The sequence below is a fragment of the Paraburkholderia sp. 40 genome (assembly GCF_050434105.1).
GTDB classification, from domain to species: domain Bacteria; phylum Pseudomonadota; class Gammaproteobacteria; order Burkholderiales; family Burkholderiaceae; genus Paraburkholderia; species Paraburkholderia tuberum.
In genome coordinates this window covers 418,646-437,945 of record NZ_JBNPVY010000004.1, presented here as the reverse complement: position 1 = coordinate 437,945, position 19,300 = coordinate 418,646, and the positions used below count along the sequence as shown (strand labels likewise).

The following is a 19,300-nucleotide window of genomic DNA, read 5'->3' as shown; positions in this document are numbered from 1 at the left end:
GGATCGGAATGGTCATTTGTAGGCGTTCCCCTACAAAAAAGTGCCGGAGCGGTTTAGGCCACTTGCAAGCGTCTGCAACAACAAGAAGAGCTTGAAGGATGGCAAGAACGGCAGCAACGATACCCGGCGGTGCGAGGCTGGCGGACTATCTGACGGTGGGATATCTGGCGCTGAATTGCTCGCTGGGGCAGGTCAAGGAGACGCTGGTGTCGTGCGGCGTGCAGACGCGGCTACGCCGCGACATGCCGCGGGAAGTGCTGGTGTATTTCGTGATGGCGATGTGCCTGTATCCGCGGGTGGCCTATGAGGAAGTGTTTCGTCTGGTGATCGAGGGGCACACGGCTGGGCTGGCAGGTGATGCGCGAACTGTTCGCCCGCCAGGCAGCGCAACGCCCGCGGGCGGCGGGCGGGGACTATGCGGGGTATCGCGTCATGAGCGTGGATGGCTCACCCTGGATGTGCCTGATGAGCAGGCCAATGCGCAGGCGTTCGGGTATGCGCAGGGCGGGCGCGGTGAGGCAGCGTATCCGCAGATCCGCTTTGTGGCGCTGGCCGAATGTGCGACGCACGCGCTGTGTGAGGTCCAGACGGGCGGGGTGCGTGAGGACAGCGAACAGGTGCTCACGTGCCAGCTGTTTGCGGCGTTCTCCAGCGAGATGCTGGTGCTGGCCGATCGCCTGTTCTATGGCTATGACATGTGGCGCGACGCGGTGGCCACCGGCGCGCAACTGCTGTGGCGGGTGAAATCGAATCTGCGGCTGCCGTGCGAAGTGCGGTGGCAGACGGTTCGTACCTCAGCACCGTTTATGCCAGCGACACCGAGCGGCGACACCAGCGCAACGGCATGCAGGTGCGGGTTATTGAGTATCGCCTGGAAGGCGTGCCTGACGCTGAGCCGCAGTATCGCCTGATTACCAGTCTGCTGGATCCGGAGGTGGCACCTGCCATTGAGCTGGCGGCGCTGTACCACCGGCGCTGGAAGATAGAGGAGATGTTCGACGAGATCAAGACACATCTGTGCGACGGGAAGAAGGTGCTGCGCAGCAAGACGCCCGATCTGGTCCGTCAGGAGTTCTATGCGTTAATGCTTACGCACGCGGCCATTCGCCGACTGATGTACGAGGCTGCACAGGATAGTGGGCAGCGACCTGAAGACCTGTCCTTTGTCCACGCCGTGCGCGTGCTGAACCGACGCCTGCCCGAGGCGGCGGCCGTTCCCCCTGAGCAGTGGAGTGCTCACCCGACAGATGCCCACGCTCGCGCGCAGTCTCAACCGTCTCATTGAAGAGCAATACCAGCACATCGTGCTCAAGCAGTCGGTCGCGGTTCTTGCTGAATGTCGAGTGGTCCCACACCGTCCCATCCATCGGCAAGCCGACGAACCAGCGAAAGAGCATGTTGTAGGAAATCTGTTCCATCAACATGCGCTCGCTGCGAATCGAGTACAGCACCTGAAGCAGTAACGCTCGCACCAGCTTCTCCGGTGCAATGCTCGGCCGCCCACCTTTCGCATCAGCCTCGTACATCCGGGCAAACACGTCGTCCATGCGTTTGAGCGCATCGTTGAGCCACGAGCGAATCGGACGCAACGGATGGTCTTTCGGCACAAAATCATCCAGCTTCAACACCGTGAACATCGACTCCGTAAAACCATCGGCACCGCGCATCCGTTTCATCCCGCTCACATTCATGACATTACCTTCAACGTTTACCCCTTCGTCCCGGATGACGGAGAAACGAGGTATTTCAACAGCCTGTTAGTCTTACTGTGTCACAAAATTCATTTTCAGCAAGGTAATACCTGGTAGTATTAAATAATACAGACTTCGGGCGATCGCGATGAGTGGAGATGTCGACGAATTTGACGCGTATCTGGATCATCTGGGGCAGGCGTTAGGGCACGCCGATCGCCATGCCGGCCTCAAGGGTTACTGTTCGGGCCTGGTGTTGCCGCTGTCGCGCAAGAGCGTCGAGCCGATGGCCGCGCACATTGACCCACTTCACGCGAGTGCGAAGCACCAGTCACTCCATCACTTTGTGGCCAAGGCAGAATGGTCTGACCGGGCGGTCCTGCAGCGGGTACGCGAATGGGTGATACCAGCGTTAGACGCGCACGCTGCTGAAGAAAGCGGCTACTACTGGATCATTGACGACACCGGCTTTCCAAAGAACGGACGTCATTCGGTCGGGGTGGCACGTCAGTACTGTGGGCAACTCGGAAAGCAGGACAACTGCCAGGTTGCAGTGAGCCTGTCGATCGCGACGCAACGCGGCAGCCTGCCGATTGCCTGGCAGCTGTATGTCCCCAGGGAATGGATTGACGACCGGGAACGTGCCCGTCGTGCGGGCATTCCCGACGATCTGGCCTTCGAGACCAAGCCCCGGATTGCGCTGGCCCAGCTTCGCGAGGCTATAGCATCCGGCATTGCACCGGGCATCGTGCTGGCCGATGCTGGGTATGGCGACGAAACCGCTTTCCGGGAAGGCGTAACGGAACTGGGTTTGTTGTACGCGGTAGGGATCCGGCCGGGCACCTCTGTGTGGGCACCAGGTACGGCGCCGCTTCCGCCCAGGCCCTGGAGCGGGCGCAACAAGCCACCGACGTTGTTGCGCCGTGCGCCCGGCCACGAGCCGATCGCCGTGAAGGAACTGGCCATGCAATTACCCGTAAACGCCTGGCAATCCGTAACCTGGCGCGAAGGCAGCAACGCAACACTTTCCTCGCGCTTTGCCGCCGTACGGGTTCGTCCCGCACATCGCGACTATTGGCGAAGCACCGTTCGCGACGAAGAGTGGCTGCTTATTGAATGGCCTGCTGGCGATCCGGAGCCGCTCAAATACTTTCTCACTACCGCGCCCGAGGAGGCGACACTTGAGCAGCTTGTGTTCGTGACCAAAATGCGCTGGCGCATCGAGCGCGACTATCAGGACCTGAAACAGGAGTTCGGGCTCGGTCATTATGAAGGGCGAGGCTGGCGTGGCTTTCACCACCACGCCACACTGAGTATCGCTGCGTATGGGTTTCTGATGGCTCAGCGACTCCGAATGCAATCAGATGCACGCGATAAAAAAAACTTCCTTGAACGCGCGCTGTCTGCCCTTCCCCCGGATTACATCCCCCGGGGCAGTCCAGCGCGCTCAACGCCACGTTCCTGATTCCATTACCACGTTGCGCATCCTGCTTGGACTAAGGCTCATGCAACGATGGCTCTCTTCCTGTACGGCAATAGAGCGCGCAACTAATTATGTGACACAGTAAGATTAGGCCAGAAGTCCGTTTTCGACCGCGTAGCGGGCCAGTTCCGCGTTGCTGTGAAGTCCCATTTTCTCGAGGATGCGCGTGCGGTAGGTGGTGACGGTCTTGGGGCTCAGGTGAAGCATGTCTCCGATCTGCACCAAATGTTCACCCCTGGCCAGCAGTTTCAGGACCTCGATTTCCCGATTCGACAGCGCTTCATGCGAGGCGGCGCTTTGTCCGCCGATCATGCTGGCAAGCTTCTCAGCCAGTGATGGGCTGACGTACTTACTGCCGCGCGCGGCCTTGCGAACCGCCGCCACCAGCGTGGCGGTCGGACTGTCCTTGGTGAGATAGCCTGCAGCACCCAGTTTCAGCGCACGCAGCGCATAGATTTCTTCCGAATAGGTGCTGAGAATCAAAACAGCGAGTCTGGGCTGCGCTACGCGCAAGCACTTTAGCAATTCGAGGCCATTTTTGCCGGGTAACGCTATATCGACCAGCGCGACGTCGAAGTTCGGGTCCCGCACGAGGTGCAGCGCATCGGCTGCCGTTTCGGCTTCACCGACCACGCGAATTTCCGGCGCGGAACTTAGCATGAGGCGAACCCCGTTCCGGGCGACGGTGTGGTCATCCACCAGCAATACCTTGATCAACTCAGCTTCCACTTGTACTCTCCATCGGCAGTCGCAGCAATACAGTCGTGCCGACGCCCGGTCGCCCGGTCACGACCAGGTTGCCGCCGAAATGCCTCGCACGCTCATGCATGCCGAGGATGCCCCACGACGGGTGGTTGGGCACGTGTTCGGCTTCGATGCCTTTGCCGTCATCGTGGATTTCGACGATGATCTCACCCTCCGCGGCTGCCGCGCGAATCGATACACGTGATGCTTCGGCGTGGCGCTGAACATTGGTGAGCGTCTCCTGTACGATCCGGAACAGCATCGTACTGCGTTCGGAGTCGATTTGTGTCGAGACGGCGCTCTCGTCAATTGCGCACTCGCAGACCAGGTCCGAGCGCGTCTCTATCTGGTTCGCATACCAATGCAATGCCTCCCATACGCCAAGCTGGTCCAGTATGCTGGGCCTCAGGTCCGTAATGACTCTGCGCACCGCTGCCATCGCATCATCGGCGAGACGGGCCGCGTCGATCAACAACGGGTCGGGAGAGCTGCCTGCCTGGACCGACCGCTCGAGGGAAACCGATACGTATGCCTTGATACCGGTGAGCAGACTGCCGAGTTCGTCGTGTATCTCCTGAGCGATGCGCTTGCGCTCATTTTCCTTGATCGTTTCCTGATGTGCGGCCAGTGACCGTAATGCTTCCCGCTTCTGCCGCAATACATCTTCGGTCAGCTTGTTTTGCGTGATGTCGACCAAGATTCCCTGTATAAAAAGCGGCCGGCCGGAATCGTCGAGCACCGCCTGTGTCTCGTCGCGAAACCACAGGATCTGGCCGTCTTTGGCCAGCAGGCGGTATTCGATCCGTCGCGGAGCATTGACAGGGAGACTGTTAGTCATGGCCTCCTGCACATGTGCGCGGTCGTCCGGGTGGACCTGTCTCGCGTGCAGTCCGCTGTCAGCCAGCCACTCCTGTGGTGAGAAGCCGAGAATGGCGATCTGCGGACTGATGTATTGCAGCGAACCAGACTCGCCGCAGGAAGAGATATAAGTGATGGCCTGAATCTGTTCGACCAGGGTACGGAATTTGGCTTCGGCCTGGCGTTTTGCCTCCAGCATCTGCTGCGCCCGTAACATACGCTGGATCACGCCTGGCAGCAGCTTCAGGTACTGGTGCTCGGAGTCTTTACCCAGGTAGTCCCGTGCGCCCCGTCGCATCAATTCTGCCGCTACGGCCGGGCTATCTCCGCCGGTCAGTACCATAACGGGCACGGCGATCTCCCCCGTGTCGTGGGCTAGCGCCGCAAGGAACTCGAGACCGTTCAGGTCTGGAAGATGGTAGTCGAGCAGAATGCAGTCCGGCCTTTGCGCATCGACTAGTTGCAACCCCTCTCTGCCCGTTTGCGCTTCGAATAACACGAAATCGCAAGTCGGATCCCTGGCAAATGCGCGACGGCAGGCCATCCGTTCCACCATATCATCTTCTACCAGGAGTATGCGAATCCGCGGTTTCGTCATGGTTGGTCAGGCTATCGTCAATGCCTGGAAAGTACTTGGTGTGCCGCTTTTCATGGTAGTTCGCTGAGGGAACCAGTAGAGATCGATCGAGCGCATGACTTCCACGAATTGCCGATAGTCCACCGGTTTTGCCATATAACCGGCCACGCTGAAATTGAAACTGTTTACCTTGTCCTGCTTTTCCTCAGAAGTGGTGAGTACCACAACTGGAATTCGCTTAAGCTGGTCATCGTTCTTGACCACCTGAAGAAACTCGATACCATTCATGACGGGCATGTTGAGGTCGAGCAGAATGATGCAGGGTTTTTCGTTGGCAGTATTGCGCAGATAGGCCAACGCTTGCTCGCCGTTTTCTTGCGGTATCACCGGATTGGCCACATGGATTTCTTTGAGAGCACGTCTGATGGTCATGATATCGACCTCGTCGTCCTCAACGAGAAGAATCGGCTTACTCGGTGTCTTCATGCAACTTGCTCCAGGTGTGGTTTGCTTGCCGTGCCGACGGGCAGGGTAAAGAAGAAGGTACTGCCGGTCCCCGGCGTAGATTCCAACCAGATTTCTCCCCCGTACATCTCGACAATTTTCTTTACCAACGCGAGCCCGACCCCGGTACTCTCGACCCTATCGCGCGGCGCGAGGGTCTGAAATAGCTGAAAGATCCGCTCGAAATGCCGCTGCTCGATGCCGGGGCCATTATCGGCCACGATGAACTGCCACCGGTCGGCTTTCACGACACAATTGATCCAGACTTGGCCGTCGGGCTTGTCCATGTACTTGATGGCATTGGATATCAGATTCTGAAATACCTGCTGGATCCGGGTTCGCTCGCCAAAGACAGTGGGCAGGGGGGCCTCGATGGTCACCGCAATGTTCTCTGACGGTGCGAGCAAATCGATCACTTCGCGTACCAACAGGTTGAGCTCGACCGCAACGGATGTTTCCTTGACGCGACCGACGCGCGAGTATTGCAAAATACCGTCGATCAGCGCGCTCATCCGGTGCACGCGGCTGATCAGTAGGCGCATGTGCTCGCGACCTTCGTCGTCGAATTTGTCCGCGTAATCGGTCGAGAGCCAGTCGGCCAGCGAACCGATGGCCCTTAGCGGCGCTTTGAGGTCGTGCGACACGACGTATGCGAAGTTTGTTAATTCCTCGTTGGCGCTGCTGATTTCCTGCAACAGGCGCAAACGCTGCTCTTCGGCGTGCTTGCGTTCGGTGATGTCGCGCACGACCCCCGTGAACATGCGGCGCTGTCCCAAGTGCATTTCCGCCACGGCTAGGTCCATCGGGAAAGTGGTGCCGTCCTTGCGCAAACCGACGACTTCACGGCCGACGCCGATGATTTTTTTCTCGCCGGTCTGCCGGTATTGGGCTAAATACCCATCGTGCATGTTGCGGAACGGCTCCGGCATCAGCATCGAGACGTTCTTTCCGATCATCTCGACGCCGCTATAGCCGAACAGGCGCTCGGCGCGCGGATTCACGCGTTCCATCACGCCATGTTCATCGATGGTGATAATGGCGTCTACAGCAGTGTCGACGATCGCCCGCATGCGGGCTTCACTTTCCAGTAGCGCCTCCTCGGCGCGCTTGCGAGAGGTGATGTCGTGGATCGTCGCCATGACCAGTTTCAATCCGCGATCGGTCCTGAGCGGCGACAAACTGACTTCGATCGGAAACTCTCCGCCGTCCTGCCGACGGCCGAGCAGTTCCATCCCGGTACCCATGGGGCGAGCATGCGGAGCGGCAAAATAGTCCACGCGCTTGCCGATGTGCGCTGCCCTGAAGCGCTCCGGCATCAGTACTTCCACTGGCCGCCCGACAAGTTCCGAGCGTGGATAGCCGAAAAGCCGATCGACAGGCGGATTGGCATGGACAATCTGGCCATTACGATCGACGATCAGCATTGCTTCCGTAGCGGAAGCCAAAAGCCAGTCCAGAGTCTGGCCTTCCAGGATGTGTTCTTTCATGTAGTCCTGCAGAGTCCTTATACCGGCAATAAAGTCTACCAGCGCCGGGCTATTGCTGCGCCGGAGAGTTAAATAAGCACTTGACGTGAAGCCAACTTCGCGCGGCCGTCGCCCTGCTGGCGTCTTTTTAGACGCCAGCAGGGCGACGGCCAATGAGGATCTTTTTGATCTTCGTTGGCCCCATGTCTCTTTCCACTCTGCTTGCCGATCTCGCCGCCCATATACAGACTGAGCAGTTTCGTCAGGTTGCTTGCGATCTCGAGCATCCCACGGTCTTCCAACGTCGTCGCAAATTGCCCTTGCCGGCACTGATCGCATTGATGCTCACCGGCATGCGCAAGAGCGTCCAGACCGAACTGGATGAGTTCTTCGGACATCTGCAGCAACGGGCACAATTGCTGCGCCAGGTATGGAAGGCAAACATCGAGCGTGCGAACGGATCGAGCTGCATCGACTGCTCGACCAGCATCACCAGACTGTTGATACCGGCCCGGAAGTCGACTGGCTCCCGATGCAGGAATACCTTCAGGTCGGCCTCAAAGCGAAACATCAGGTCGCGCAACTCGCGAATGCCCGCCACATCCTGGAAAACGGGGAGGGCTTTTCCTACTTCTCGCGACGTCTGGGCAAAAAGGAGGAGCGTAACGAGGAAGAGCGTAACGATCTCGATAGCCTGACCGTCGGACAGCTGGCGCTGCTCGCCAATATGGAAGAAATGAGTGTGCGGGCCGCTGCCAATCCCAAACGCGCTACGCCTCTCGAAACGTTCACTACCCCCGAGGGTACGCGCATCGGCCGCGATGTCGCCAAAGCGTGGCTGCAAGCCAAGGACCGCTACATCCCGGTCAAGCGTTACTGGAGTGCCGGTGAAGTGGACCTGCAGAAACGCCGCTTCAAGGATCCTCACGACCTGTTGCGGGCGCTGGACCAGCGGCGCAAGGCACTGATCGCCCGTCTTGAGACCAACACGCTCGATCCGGCACTTTTGAATGCTGGCGTCCAGTTAGAGAACAGTTACGACGGCCCCTACCTTGCATTCGATGTGATGAACCGTTTTGACGATGCGGCATTCATGACAACGCTTGCCGACCTGCTTGAGCTGGCCGCCCCATGGCTCGTGCTCCGCGCCCGTGAAGCGGCCACGCTGGCCCGTCTCGCAGAAGTCGAGCGCGAACTGAAGGCACTGAGCCAGCCACCGGACGACGGACAAGACTGAGGCTGGCCATCGAATCCCACCCGTAAGAAAGCGACATTCAATACAGAGGACTACTTATGAGAAGTCCGGAGCTGCGCAAGCACGCTGCGGTTCGCCTGCAACAGCGTGGCATCGCGCCGCTGGTCATCGATCTGAACCGCCCCGGGTTTCCCCTCAGGATTACCCATAAGTCGCTCGCGACTGTGCGATTGAAGGGCGATGGCTTGTAAACGGTGACGACCGATGTTAACTTTGATCCGGTTCGTGATCTGTGATGTCGGGCATTGTCGGACACATCTGACCTTGATGATTGGGCAAATGAAGAGTTTGGCGCCGCCGAGCTCGGCGACGCTCGCCTGACCAGACGGCTCGTGACGCTGGCACGCAAGCTTTCGTTGGGCCCACATTGCTCTTTTCCGCAGTCGTTCAATGGTTCGGAGCTGAAGGCGGCATATCGTTTTTTCGACAACCCGCACGTGGATGTCGATGGCGTGCTGGGTGGGCACATCGGTCAAACGCTGTGTCGTATGCAACAGGTGCCAGTCGTCCTTGCTGTTCAGGACACCACCGAGTTCAATTTGTCTCATCTGCGGGCAACCGAAGGTCTGGGATATGGCTCCGATCCACATGTGCGTGGTTTCCTGATACACAGTCTGCTTGCGCTCACGCCAGAGGGGCTGCCACTCGGGGTGATCGGGATGAAGACCTGGATACGCAGGCACGAGGAGTTGGGCAAGAAACATCTGCGTGGGCAACGAACCGTACAACAGAAAGAGAGCGCGAAATGGCTCGAAGGCATCGAGCAACTGGGCGTACTCAAGACGCACTGTCCGTGCACGCATGTCATCGGCGTGAGCGACCGTGAAGGCGATGTCTATGACGTGTTCCTGGCGCAGCGGCCTGCCGGTGTCGACTGGTTGGTGCGCGCGTCGTGGAACCGACGCGTTGCTCACCCCGATCGATATTTGTGGGAAACCGTGCTGGCCTCGCCAGTGCTTGGAGAGGCGCAACTGCAGGTGCCTGCACGCGAAAACCGCCAGGCACGCACCGCACGGCTGGTTGTGCGCTGCATGCCCGTACGCCTTCGTCCGCCGCAAAATCGTCGTCGCGAGAAGCTTCCCGAAATTGAAGTGTTTGCAATTCATGCACAGGAAACGAACTTGGACGAAGGAGCAGAGCCATTGGAATGGCTTCTACTGACTTCGGTGCCTACGCAAACACACGCAGAGGCCCTCGAGCGTCTTGCATGGTATGCGCGCCGATGGACGATTGAATCGTGGCATCGTGTGCTTAAAAGTGGCTGTCGCATTGAAGCCCGCCAATTTGGCAATCTCGATCGATTCGTCCGCGCCACCGCATTGTTCGCCGTCGTAAGCTGGAGGATCCTGTACTCCATGTTGCTTGCCAGGCTTGATGGCAACCTGCCATGCGAAGTATTGCTGCAGCCAATCGAGTGGCGAGCCCTCTACTGTCGTACGCATGGCAGTACCGAAATACCTGATAAACCGCCGTCACTCGCGCAGGTCATCTTGTGGATCGCCAGACTCGGCGGATATCTCGCTCGAAAGCATGATCGTCCACCTGGTCCTACCGTCATCTGGCGTGGATTTCTTGTCCTGCACGAAATCACGATGATGTACCGAGTATTCAGGCAAAACGAATAGCACCATCACATTACTTGTGGGTAATCCTGAGGGGAAACCCGGAGGCTGTTTTGCTTGAGTCACGCCGCGATGGCGGACCCAGCGAGTTTTGAATAATAAGCGGCTTCTGCCTCAGCAGGTGGAATGTTGCCGATGGGGCCGAAGAGCCGACGATTGTTGAACCAGTCGACCCATTCGAGCGTCGCAATTTCAACGGCCTGCGGATTGCGCCATGGTCCGAGGCGATGGATCACCTCTGCCTTGTACAAGCCGTTGATCGTTTCCGCCAGTGCGTTATCGTAGGAGTCGCCCACGCTGCCCACTGACGGCTCAATGCCAGCCTCGAGCAGCCGATCCGTATAGCGGATCGATACGTATTGCACGCCGCGGTCGCTGTGATGTATCAACCCGTCCTGCTGCGCCGGCTGTCGCTCGTACAAGGCCTGCTCCAGTGCGTCCAGAACGAAGTCCGTGCGCGCCGAGCTCGACACACGCCAGCCGACAATGCGTCGGGCGAACACGTCAATGATGAACGCGACATAGACGAAGCCCTGCCAGCTCGATACATAGGTAAAATCTGACACCCACAGCGCATTGGGCCGTTCGGCGGTGAATTGCCGGTTCACGAGATCCTTCGGGCACGGCGTCGAACCATCGCTCACTGTCGTGCGTACCGTCTTGCCCCGCACCACACCGCGCAGGCCCATCTGCTTCATCAGCCGCTCGACCGTGCAGCGCGCCGCGACAATGCCTTCCCGCTTCAATTGCGTCCAGACCTTGTCTGCGCCATACACCTGGAAATTTTCTTCCCACACGCGCCGGATCTCATCCTTGAGCATCCTGTCGCGCTGGGCCCGCGGCGGCACCAGGCCTGGATTGACGCGGCGGGCCACATGCGTGTAGTACGTCGACGGGGCAATTGGCAGCACCCTGCAGATCGGCTCGACCCCGTAGACGTGCCGGTGATCATCGATGAACGTGATCATCACTTCGGTCGGCGGTCGAGCTCCGCCTGTGCGAAATATGCTGACGCCTTGCGCAGGATTTCATTAACCTGGCGCAGCTCACGGTTCTCCCGCTCCAGTTCCTTGAGCCGATCCTGCTCCTGCGTGCTTGTGCCCGGGCGCAAACCCCGATCCCGCTCTTCCTTGCGCACCCAGCTACGCAGCGTTTCACCCGAGCAGCCAAATTTCGCTGCGATCGACGCGATCACTTTCCATTGCGATTCGCGGTCGCCCTGGTGTTCCAGCACCATTCGCACAGCCCGCTCACGAACTTCCGGCGAGTACCTTGGGGACTTCTTCTTGGTGTTTTCCATAGCTCCATTTTCTCAAGAAGTGGAGCCTCCGGAAATCCCGGGCCGGTTCAATCTGCTTCTGCAGTTCGGTGCCACAGAAAAATCCGGCGATGGCACCACCAGGCACTATTTCGACAAACCCGCCCGGCGTCGTCTGCGGTCGTATGCCGGCCCGCTGGCCTCCCTGCTGGAAGCCCATCTTGACTGCTACGCAGTGGTCGGCGCAGAAGGCACGATCGTGACCGCCGCCCATCGCAACACCCGGATCAAACACTGAAACTTTCCACTTCACGCTACATACGAGAGACCATGGACAACAACAACCGCTTCGCCCATTTCGCTTCCGCCATCCAGACGCTCGACCTTGACCGCGTCAGTCAACCGTCCGACATTCCGGCGTCGTTCCTGCTGGGCCAGGACGGCCCGCTGACCAGCCACTACATTCAGTTTGATTGCGTGAATCCGTCGGCCCGCCTGGTGCTGGTGGGCATCACGCCGGGCTTCACGCAATGGAAAAACGCGATGCGGGAAGCGCAACGGCAGCTTCGATCCGGCACACCGGCAGATATCGCCCAACGGGTTGCCAAACAGACAGGCGCGTTCAGCGGCGCGATGCGGCCCAATCTGATCAGCCTGCTCGATCACATCGGACTGCACCGATGGCTCGGGTTGACCAGCTGCGACGCGCTGTTCAACTCGGCCGGCCACTTGGTGCAAACGACCTCGATCCTGCGCCACCCGGTCTTTATTGCGGGCAAAAAAAAGCCTAACTACAACGGAACGCCAAACATGGTCCGGTCAAGCTTCCTGCAGGAGCAGATCGAGGAACATTTCGCCCAGGAAGCCCGAATCCTGGACAAGGCGGTGTTCGTACCGCTGGGACCGAAGGTGAGCGAAGGGCTGGACTGGCTCGCGCAGCGCGGGGTGATCCCGGCCGACCGCATCCTGCATGGTCTTCCGCATCCTTCCGGCGCCAATGCGGAAAGGATCGCGTATTTTCTCGGTCGCAAGGCTCGCTCAACGCTGTCGGCGAAAACGGATGCGGCTCGACTGGACACAATCAACCGTGACCTCAAAGAGCGCGTGTTGAAGCTCCGTTGAGGCGCGCAGGACGGCTAAACCAATCCAACGCGGCGACGCCTCGGGTCCCCTGCTTGCCACAACTGGAACGAGTCAGGGAATGGCGCTGCACGTCGAGCGCACCCGGGAACTCATGCAGGACGGAAGCTTGATATCAGGGCACCGACGTCAGCCGCGCGCGAATTTTGACGGTGTTCTCCAGTCTTCAAATTGCGGCCACTTTCTGCCAAATTCCTCCAGATCAGGCGCCGAACAGACTACGGTCAGCCAGCTGCCACCCGTGCTGCGCTTGAGGCGCGTGGGCCCGGCGTAGATGAGCGCAAAGTTCTTCGCGTCGGTAGCCTGCGCGATATACACGACAAGCAGTCGACCTTCCCAACCTTTAAAGCTGTGCAGCGTCGTGGCCTTGATTCGGGCGTCAGGGATGCGCGACGCCTCGGGTGCGGTGTCCTTGCAAATACGCGCCATGCGCGCCACGAGACCATCTTCGTTCCACGTATCGCTGCCGACATCGTCTTTATGACGAGAGATGCAAGATTATGACCGCCCGGAAGCCCGTCCGCGTATAGCGCTTAATGTCGCTGGCAAGTTTCGATTCAGGTATGCGCAACCCGCCCGGCATTGTGGTGATGGGACCAAAATCACTTTCGCAGGAATTTGCGTGTCCTCGTGGCATGGCGTCGGCTATACCGAACTCGCGACGCTGGCTGGCGCGCAACGTGCCGGAACCGCGCTGGCGATGGGCAATACGTCACGCCGATCGCGATTCCGGCGATCCTCGCAGCGTGGGCGTGGGCTGCGGTATGGCTTGCCGCCAGCGCATGTGCGCTAGTCGCGCTGGTGCTCTTTCCGAAGGCTGTGCGCAGCGCGGGTCAGCATGAGCATCGGACGGCCTTGGCAGGCGTTCATGTCCCGGCGATGGCGAAGCAAACTGCAGCCGTTGCAAACAAATGAACAGCTGTCGAATCTTCAGTCGCGCTTCTGCTTCCCGGTCGCGCGCGTGCTTTCGATAACACGATGCGCGACCTGCGCGCGGCCGCCGCACACGACGGCCCGTACAGATTCAGCCAGAAGATCGAGCCGCACCGACACGGCGCCGCCATACAGTCGAACCGACGTAGCAGCCGCTGTCGCGACGAGCGTAGCACCGAGCATGTCGATCGGCCAATGTACGCCGACATAAACGCGGCCCCATGCGACAGCCACGCCGAGCGCCGCAAGCGCGACGCCGAGTGCGCGCGTCGAGCGGGACATCAGCAAGCCGGCTGCGACGCCCCAGATGAACGTCAGGTGATCGCTCGGGAAGGAACCGTCGGCAGCGTGCTCGACGAGCTGCGTGCCGATGCCGATCGCAAACGGGCGCGGCGAATACCAGAAGTACGTGAGCACCTGCGCAAGCGCGAGCGCGACGCAGGCGACCAGCCCGGCTTCGATGCTGTCCCGGCGCGTGGTGCGCGTGCCGGCGAGCCACGCAATCAACAAGCTTGCGGGCACAACGAACACCAGCCATTGCGCAGCGAACTCGGCAAGGCCGGCGACGGTCGGGTTAGTGGAAGCGCCCGCATTGACGAGCGAAAAAATGGCGAGATGGAGTGTTTGCATGAACAGGGAATTGGCGGCGACAGATGCTTGCAAGCGTTGCTCAATGAGCGATACGCGATGCTGCCCGGGCAGAGCTTAAACGATCCTTAACAACGGCGGCTTGGCACGGAGTCCTTGCGGCCGATCGAATTATACAGACGCGCCTCGCGCGAATTGGTTCACGAACGAGGCCCGCCAGCGCTTTCGGACGGGTGCTTTGGGACGAATACCGGAGTCCGTCGCGCGCGGAGAGCTTCGACCACTGAGCAAAAGAAGCGACCCATGACCGGGAGCGTGTCGCCCGGTCGGCGTTGTCGGTCCTGCGGGATGTCGAACAATGCCGGTATATCGCGTGCATGTTCATCTGGTCGCGCATCCGCGCAAAGGGCAGGACGAACGGCGCGCGCCCGGAAAGATGGATGTTTCCGGCAGCAGCAAGCTCACGGACGGGTTCTGTCGCAATAAGAAAAAGTGCGTTGAACAATGGCCCGCATGATTTGGACTACTTATACGGCTAACGAGTAGAACTGCTCCGCGGGAGTCTGTCCGATGCCGCAGTCTTTCATCTGCCCTTTGGCGATCATATGCATAAGTTCAATGCCGCTTAACAAGATGCGCGCACAACGAAATATCTTGAATCCCAACATGAGTCGGGTACGGCGCTTTATCGCCCGATGGTCTTGTTCCACGATGTTGTTGAGATACTTGACCTGGCGGATCTTGATAGGCGTCTCACGCTCGGCGTTCACGGCGTGCAGCCCGGCCAGATTGGCACCACTCTTGTCGATGGTTACGGTTTCAGGCACGCCATTCTGATCGATGGCCTTCTCGAAGTACCGTCGGGCCGCTTCCTTGTCCCGCCTGGCTCGCAGCAGAAAGTCAACCGTGTTGCCGGCCTTGTCGACGGCGCGGTACAGATAGGTCCATTGCCCCTTGACTTTGATGTAGGTCTCGTCGACACGCCAGCTCTTGCCGACCGGGCGCTTGCAGCGGCGGAACGCCTTTTCAAGCACCGGCAGAAGCTTGATGGCCCACCGGTGAACGGTCGAATGATCGACCGCGATCCCGCGTTCGGCCATCATCTCTTCCAGATTGCGCAAGCTCAGCGGGTAGGCCACATACCAACGCACGCACACCAACATGATCTCAAGCGGATAGTGCAACCGCTTCAGCACCTTGGCTACCGCCGGACTGAGCGCTTTCATTGTCGTTCACATCATTCTGTAAGGTCCCCCAGCATACCAGCCGCCGCTATTGCGACGGAACCGTTCGTTTCCCGTGTCTGGTCCGCAGGCAACGGGTCGATCCGATTGTCGACAAATTGGCCGCCAACATTGAACGTCCCAAACTGGCCCAGACTGTGTCAAAACGCGTGGCCACTGGGAATTGACGAAACCTGTTCCGGCGCATGTCGCGGCTTGTCGTTTGCGGCAATCTGAACGCAAACCACAACCGAACATATCGCAAAGGCTCAACAACCCCGTACGGGCATCACGCCCGCATCGCCTTCATAACCGCTTCTGAACCGAGTAGCTTGATCACTCGCTTCATGTTGTACGCCAGCACGTGCAAGCTCATCTCCGTACTCACCCGCTCGATGGTCCGTGTCAGGAAATGAGTGGCGCCCATCCATGCCTTGATCGTGCCGAACGGGTGCTCGACAGTCTGTCGCCGGATGCACATCATCTCAGGCGCATGATCAAGTCGCGCCTGCATCTCATCGAGAACAGCCTCGTGCTCCCAGCGTGTCACGCGACGTTGAGGACCCGGCGTGCAATCCCCCTTTAGTGAGCATTGCTGGCAATTTGAACTCCAGTATTTACTGATCTTCAGACCGCGCTCAACAGTTGAGAATCGCCAGATGAGCCGCTGGCCCGCCGGGCACCGATATTCGTCCGTCTGTGCGTTGTAAATGAAGTCATCCTTGCCGAAGCGGCCATTAGCCGTTGCGCTCGATGTCACCGGTTTGGGAACGAGCACGCTTATTCCAGCCTCATGACATGCGAGTATCTCCTCGCTCTTGTAGTAGCCGCGATCCGCAACTGCGGTGAGCTTGTCGACGGCCATCTCATCACGCGCCAGCTTCGCCATCGACGTCAACTGATCACGATCAATGCCATCATTCGTAACGACGTGCGCGACGATCAGATGGTGCTTCGTGTCAACCGCCGTCTGGACGTTGTAGCCGACGACTCCCGTTCCTCGTGTCTTCATCGAACGGGCATCGGGATCCGTGAGCGACACCTGTCGGTCCGGTGCTTCGTTCAGCTTAACCTCGATTTCCTTGAGGCTTCGCATCTGTTCCTTCAAGGCCGCGATCTTGTCTTGCAGTCGCTCTGTTCTGGCCTTCGCGATTGCAGGCTCCTGACGATCGGCTGTGTCCATCGCCTCGAGATAGCGAGCGATACTTGACTCGATGTCGCGCATGCGTCGTTCGAGCTTGGCGCTTGTGAAGTTGCGATCACGATGGTTCACCGCCTTGAACTTGCTGCCGTCGATCGCAACGAACGCTTCAGCGAAAAGGTCCAGACGCTGGCATAGCATGACGAACTGACGACAGACGCTGCGGATTGCTTTGCCGTTGTCTTTACGGAACCGAGCAATGGTCTTGAAGTCCGGCGCCAAGCGGCCCGTGAGCCACATCAGTTCGACGTTGCGCTGAGCCTCGCGTTCAAGGCGACGGCTGGATTGAATACGGTTCAGGTAACCGTAGATGTAGATCTTGAGCATCACCTCCGGATGATACGAAGGCCGCCCTGTCAGCGCTGGCTCAACACCTTCAAACCCAAGCTTCTGAAGATCAAGCTCATCTACAAAAACATCGACTACACGCACGGGATTGGTGTCCGTCACGTAGTCGTCAAGTGCTTCAGGGAGGAGAAAGCTTTGTGTACGACTGTCGCCTTGAACGAACCGCTTCATCTCGCCCATCCTCCGCTATCGGATGAGCCATTTTAACCTGTCAAAATGGCGTTTTGACACAGTCTGGGCCAATACTCGCCCAGCCCAGCGAGAGGTCAAGCTAGCTTTGAATAGATGCGCGTATTCCGCAAACTACCATCTGGAGCGCGCCGCTCCTGTCGCAACACCCCTTCCAGTTGCATCCCGGTGCGTTCACAGACCCGAATGCCTGGTGCGTTCAGATCGTCGCAGATTGCCTCTACTCGCTTCTCGCCGAAATTGCAAAACGCATGGTTAGCCGACCCAGCGTCCGCTGAAAACAAAATAACAACATCACAGTTGACGATAGAATCAACTTTAGGTGTAATGTCACCACTCGTCGTCGCGGGCGAGCGATTGGGCGGCATTAATCTCAGGATCCCGAAATCAACCGAACCGCTCTGTTGATGTTGGCGCTGCTTGCCAGTCAGGGGTAACTGGCGATAGCTGAGAGGTTCGCGCATAACCAGAGCCACTAATGGGGCGTAGTTCCCCGATGCCGCGTCGGCGTCCCATTTAAATGTAGTGAAGGCAAAGATGAAGAAGATTCTGATCGCCGCTGCAGTTGTTTTCAGCACTGGCGTTGTTGCAGGCGAATTCCGCGTACCGCAGGTCTATCACGAAATCGCGGCGATGCCGACAAATCAGCGCGAAGCTGAAATCGCGTCGCTATTCGATCGGTGCAATGCGGCGCTTGTAAGGGGCGACGCGGACTCCGTTGCCAAGGTGTACGCACCCGATCCTGAAGGCATCACTATGCGCCCGCATATCCAGGCAACGCTAAACGCGATGCAGGTATATCCCACCGTACAGGCGTTCCTGACGTCCCTGGGATAGTCCGATTCCGGTGGCGGCTGTAATGTAAGGCCATACCGGATGCAATTGCGCTTTACGCCAAAATGATCCCCGGTCTGACCGCGCAGGTCGCTTTGAGCCAAAGCGGGTTCGTCAAAACATCGCGTCGTTTTTTTTCGCGGCAGCCCTGTCGCGCCGGCGCCGACAAGAAAATCTCATGAAACTTGCCCGTGTAACTCTGCTCGTCATTCTCTTTTCGCTTCAAGCTTGTGGGGGCGGCGGGAGCGGTGGCAGCAGTGGAAACAGTAGCAGCAACAGTTCGTCAGATACCGGCTTCTATGCGCCGAGCTACGGCGACGCGAGAAGCGACACCCGCTATGAGGCCGACCTGTCCAGCGTCACCCGTCAGGTGATCAGCTACCAGGACGTGGGAAAGGACCTTGCTTCCAACATCGAGGTCTCCGACTCGATGATCCAACTCTTCGGCGACTACAAGGTGCGGCTGACCCAGGCGAGCAAGAACAGTTGCCCGAGTGGTCTGGAAGGTTGTGACACGGTCGATTCTGACTCCTTAGGGGTGGGCCACAGCGCTCTTATCACGAATCTCGAATCCCTGAGGAGCGGTATCAAAGATCAGAGCGAACGGGGCACTTGCGTAGCGTTCTCCCTGAACGCCGCAACGGAATTGCTGCTCTCGAGGCAGCAGAACAGTACTAAACTGTCGGAACAGAACACGTACTTCCAGGGAAAGCGACTGACCAACACCTGGAACAACGCCGGACTCGACCCGTACGACACCATCGCTGCATTCGTCGACAACAAGACCAAGTTCGTTCCGGAGAAATCGTGGCCATACAATGGCGATGACAAGTATTGCACCAACTACAACCGCAACTATCCCAATGCCACCTGCTCGCCTACCGAGGCGCAGGGTGGCGGCAGCGATACCCGGCAGCAGGATTCTACCGCAGCGAGTTCCTCAGGATTTCGGACGACCACGGCGCACAAGCTCTATGCGTCCATTGGCCGGATCAAGCAAGCGCTTTATCGCGGCTACCCTGTGGTCATGGCCATCAACGCGAACTTCGATTTCCAGGTTGCGACGTACAAGGGCGGCGTCGTGTCGTGGGTCATCAAGGCGGACAGCTGCGGGACCAGCCTGTGCGGTCACGAAATTCTGGTCGTCGGCTACAAGGACAGCGATCAGGTCGCGGGCGGCGGATATTTCATCATTAAGAACTCCTGGTCATCGGGCTGGGGCGACGGCGGGCTGGCCTACGTCACTTACGAATGGCTGCAACACAGCTTGCTGGACGCACAAGCGCTGGTTCGGATCGACAGCGCCGATTAGTAGAGCAAAACGGTATTGTCAACTTACACTATTGGGGGCCGAAGAACGTGCCAGAAACCGAATCTAACCATGGA

Annotated in this window: 19 protein-coding genes, 3 pseudogenes and 1 other annotated feature; of the genes and pseudogenes, 9 read left to right on the top strand and 13 right to left on the bottom strand. The window is 58.8% G+C overall.

Features of this window, described 5'->3' with window-relative positions; all coding sequences use genetic code 11:
• Positions 1-98 precede the first annotated feature (98 nt).
• Positions 99-1,222: pseudogene (locus OKW28_RS23705) on the top strand (IS4 family transposase); the annotation flags it as partial.
• On the opposite strand, the pseudogene OKW28_RS23700 reads toward OKW28_RS23705, so the two are convergent.
• Positions 1,218-1,667, bottom strand: a pseudogene (locus OKW28_RS23700) (transposase); the annotation flags it as partial. The pseudogenes OKW28_RS23705 and OKW28_RS23700 sit on opposite strands and share 5 nt — an antisense overlap.
• Positions 1,668-1,839: 172 nt before the next feature.
• Here OKW28_RS23700 and OKW28_RS23695 point away from each other — a divergent pair.
• Positions 1,840-3,156, top strand: a complete 1,317-nt coding sequence (locus OKW28_RS23695) for an IS701 family transposase (RefSeq protein ID WP_429449397.1) — start codon at positions 1,840-1,842, stop codon at positions 3,154-3,156.
• Positions 3,157-3,261: 105 nt separating this feature from the next.
• On the opposite strand, the gene OKW28_RS23690 is transcribed toward OKW28_RS23695, so the two are convergent.
• The 6 genes from OKW28_RS23690 to OKW28_RS23665 all read right to left on the bottom strand — a co-directional run bounded on the left by OKW28_RS23690 (position 3,262) and on the right by OKW28_RS23665 (position 7,813).
• Positions 3,262-3,903 carry a response regulator gene (locus tag OKW28_RS23690; RefSeq protein WP_429449395.1) on the bottom strand — a complete coding sequence of 214 codons (642 nt, stop codon included), beginning with the start codon at positions 3,901-3,903 and terminating at the stop codon, positions 3,262-3,264.
• The gene (locus OKW28_RS23685; protein WP_429449393.1) at positions 3,893-5,374 is read right to left on the bottom strand and encodes a response regulator; all 1,482 of its coding nucleotides are present in this window, start codon (positions 5,372-5,374) and stop codon (positions 3,893-3,895) included. Before OKW28_RS23685 ends, OKW28_RS23690 begins: the two co-directional genes overlap by 11 nt.
• Before the next feature lie 6 nt (positions 5,375-5,380).
• Positions 5,381-5,839: a response regulator gene (locus OKW28_RS23680; protein ID WP_429449391.1), complete on the bottom strand. Its 459-nt coding sequence runs from the start codon at positions 5,837-5,839 to the stop codon at positions 5,381-5,383.
• The gene (locus OKW28_RS23675) at positions 5,836-7,344 is read right to left on the bottom strand and encodes a sensor histidine kinase (protein WP_429449389.1); all 1,509 of its coding nucleotides are present in this window, start codon (positions 7,342-7,344) and stop codon (positions 5,836-5,838) included. The genes OKW28_RS23680 and OKW28_RS23675 overlap by 4 nt, the downstream gene beginning before the upstream one ends.
• Before the next feature lie 68 nt (positions 7,345-7,412).
• Positions 7,413-7,610, bottom strand: coding sequence for a hypothetical protein (locus OKW28_RS23670; RefSeq protein WP_429449387.1), 198 nt, complete (start codon positions 7,608-7,610; stop codon positions 7,413-7,415).
• Entirely contained in the window at positions 7,586-7,813 is a 228-nt protein-coding gene (locus OKW28_RS23665) for a hypothetical protein (protein WP_429454432.1), read from the bottom strand. Before OKW28_RS23665 ends, OKW28_RS23670 begins: the two co-directional genes overlap by 25 nt.
• Between OKW28_RS23665 and OKW28_RS23660 the strand changes: the two genes are divergently transcribed.
• Both OKW28_RS23660 and OKW28_RS23655 read left to right on the top strand, forming a co-directional pair.
• Positions 7,754-8,560 (top strand): hypothetical protein, encoded by an 807-nt coding sequence (locus OKW28_RS23660; protein ID WP_429454647.1) that lies wholly within the window; start codon positions 7,754-7,756, stop codon positions 8,558-8,560. The genes OKW28_RS23665 and OKW28_RS23660 overlap by 60 nt on opposite strands.
• A gap of 263 nt (positions 8,561-8,823) precedes the next feature.
• On the top strand, positions 8,824-10,203 hold the full coding sequence (locus OKW28_RS23655) for an IS4 family transposase (RefSeq protein WP_429449386.1): 1,380 nt from the start codon (positions 8,824-8,826) through the stop codon (positions 10,201-10,203).
• A gap of 59 nt (positions 10,204-10,262) precedes the next feature.
• On the opposite strand, the gene OKW28_RS23650 is transcribed toward OKW28_RS23655, so the two are convergent.
• Positions 10,263-11,500, bottom strand: a protein-coding gene (locus OKW28_RS23650) for an IS3 family transposase (protein ID WP_429449384.1) whose coding sequence is annotated in 2 segments (ribosomal slippage) — positions 10,263-11,197 and positions 11,197-11,500 — 1,239 coding nt in all. Because the reading frame shifts where the segments join, the coding sequence is not laid out codon by codon here.
• Positions 11,094-11,210, bottom strand: a sequence feature (AL1L pseudoknot). Its footprint overlaps the gene before it by 117 nt.
• Here OKW28_RS23650 and OKW28_RS23645 point away from each other — a divergent pair.
• Both OKW28_RS23645 and OKW28_RS23640 read left to right on the top strand, forming a co-directional pair.
• Entirely contained in the window at positions 11,487-11,756 is a 270-nt protein-coding gene (locus tag OKW28_RS23645; RefSeq protein WP_429449382.1) for a hypothetical protein, read from the top strand. The genes OKW28_RS23650 and OKW28_RS23645 overlap by 14 nt on opposite strands.
• 32 nt (positions 11,757-11,788) lie before the next feature.
• Complete coding sequence (locus OKW28_RS23640; protein ID WP_429449381.1) at positions 11,789-12,580, top strand: hypothetical protein; 792 nt, start codon at positions 11,789-11,791, stop codon at positions 12,578-12,580.
• Positions 12,581-12,727: 147 nt separating this feature from the next.
• Here OKW28_RS23640 and OKW28_RS23635 read toward each other — a convergent pair whose 3' ends face one another.
• A complete protein-coding gene (locus tag OKW28_RS23635) occupies positions 12,728-13,036 on the bottom strand; it encodes a hypothetical protein (protein ID WP_429449379.1) in 309 nt (102 codons plus the stop codon).
• Between the two features lie 163 nt (positions 13,037-13,199).
• On the opposite strand from OKW28_RS23635, the pseudogene OKW28_RS23630 reads away from it, so the two are divergent.
• A pseudogene (locus tag OKW28_RS23630) lies at positions 13,200-13,513 on the top strand (hypothetical protein); the annotation flags it as partial.
• A 15-nt stretch (positions 13,514-13,528) separates the two neighbouring features.
• On the opposite strand, the gene OKW28_RS23625 reads toward OKW28_RS23630, so the two are convergent.
• From OKW28_RS23625 to OKW28_RS23610, 4 genes are all read right to left on the bottom strand, one after another.
• Complete coding sequence (locus tag OKW28_RS23625) at positions 13,529-14,161, bottom strand: undecaprenyl-diphosphatase (protein WP_429454431.1); 633 nt, start codon at positions 14,159-14,161, stop codon at positions 13,529-13,531.
• A gap of 485 nt (positions 14,162-14,646) precedes the next feature.
• Positions 14,647-15,345: an IS6 family transposase gene (locus tag OKW28_RS23620; RefSeq protein ID WP_429449377.1), complete on the bottom strand. Its 699-nt coding sequence runs from the start codon at positions 15,343-15,345 to the stop codon at positions 14,647-14,649.
• 286 nt (positions 15,346-15,631) lie between these two features.
• Complete coding sequence (locus tag OKW28_RS23615; RefSeq protein WP_429449375.1) at positions 15,632-17,062, bottom strand: IS1182 family transposase; 1,431 nt, start codon at positions 17,060-17,062, stop codon at positions 15,632-15,634.
• Positions 17,063-17,157: 95 nt separating this feature from the next.
• A complete protein-coding gene (locus tag OKW28_RS23610; RefSeq protein WP_429449374.1) occupies positions 17,158-17,544 on the bottom strand; it encodes a GNAT family N-acetyltransferase in 387 nt (128 codons plus the stop codon).
• A gap of 73 nt (positions 17,545-17,617) precedes the next feature.
• Between OKW28_RS23610 and OKW28_RS23605 the strand changes: the two genes are divergently transcribed.
• The gene (locus OKW28_RS23605; RefSeq protein WP_429449373.1) at positions 17,618-17,917 is read left to right on the top strand and encodes a hypothetical protein; all 300 of its coding nucleotides are present in this window, start codon (positions 17,618-17,620) and stop codon (positions 17,915-17,917) included.
• Between the two features lie 175 nt (positions 17,918-18,092).
• The gene (locus OKW28_RS23600; protein ID WP_429449371.1) at positions 18,093-19,226 is read left to right on the top strand and encodes a C1 family peptidase; all 1,134 of its coding nucleotides are present in this window, start codon (positions 18,093-18,095) and stop codon (positions 19,224-19,226) included.
• The last annotated feature ends 74 nt before the right edge of the window (positions 19,227-19,300 follow it).

Bases quoted from the DNA above. Each gene is read 5' to 3' on its own strand.
- OKW28_RS23695 (WP_429449397.1), top strand. From the start codon at position 1,840: ATGAGTGGAGATGTCGACGAATTTGACGCGTATCTGGATCATCTGGGG.
- OKW28_RS23685 (WP_429449393.1), bottom strand. From the start codon at position 5,374: ATGACGAAACCGCGGATTCGCATACTCCTGGTAGAAGATGATATGGTG.
- OKW28_RS23680 (WP_429449391.1), bottom strand. From the start codon at position 5,839: ATGAAGACACCGAGTAAGCCGATTCTTCTCGTTGAGGACGACGAGGTC.
- OKW28_RS23675 (WP_429449389.1), bottom strand. From the start codon at position 7,344: ATGAAAGAACACATCCTGGAAGGCCAGACTCTGGACTGGCTTTTGGCT.
- OKW28_RS23670 (WP_429449387.1), bottom strand. From the start codon at position 7,610: ATGCTCGAGATCGCAAGCAACCTGACGAAACTGCTCAGTCTGTATATG.
- OKW28_RS23660 (WP_429454647.1), top strand. From the start codon at position 7,754: ATGGAAGGCAAACATCGAGCGTGCGAACGGATCGAGCTGCATCGACTG.
- OKW28_RS23665 (WP_429454432.1), bottom strand. From the start codon at position 7,813: ATGCTGGTCGAGCAGTCGATGCAGCTCGATCCGTTCGCACGCTCGATG.
- OKW28_RS23640 (WP_429449381.1), top strand. From the start codon at position 11,789: ATGGACAACAACAACCGCTTCGCCCATTTCGCTTCCGCCATCCAGACG.
- OKW28_RS23625 (WP_429454431.1), bottom strand. From the start codon at position 14,161: ATGCAAACACTCCATCTCGCCATTTTTTCGCTCGTCAATGCGGGCGCT.
- OKW28_RS23620 (WP_429449377.1), bottom strand. From the start codon at position 15,345: ATGAAAGCGCTCAGTCCGGCGGTAGCCAAGGTGCTGAAGCGGTTGCAC.
- OKW28_RS23615 (WP_429449375.1), bottom strand. From the start codon at position 17,062: ATGAAGCGGTTCGTTCAAGGCGACAGTCGTACACAAAGCTTTCTCCTC.
- OKW28_RS23610 (WP_429449374.1), bottom strand. From the start codon at position 17,544: ATGCGCGAACCTCTCAGCTATCGCCAGTTACCCCTGACTGGCAAGCAG.
- OKW28_RS23605 (WP_429449373.1), top strand. From the start codon at position 17,618: ATGAAGAAGATTCTGATCGCCGCTGCAGTTGTTTTCAGCACTGGCGTT.
- OKW28_RS23600 (WP_429449371.1), top strand. From the start codon at position 18,093: ATGAAACTTGCCCGTGTAACTCTGCTCGTCATTCTCTTTTCGCTTCAA.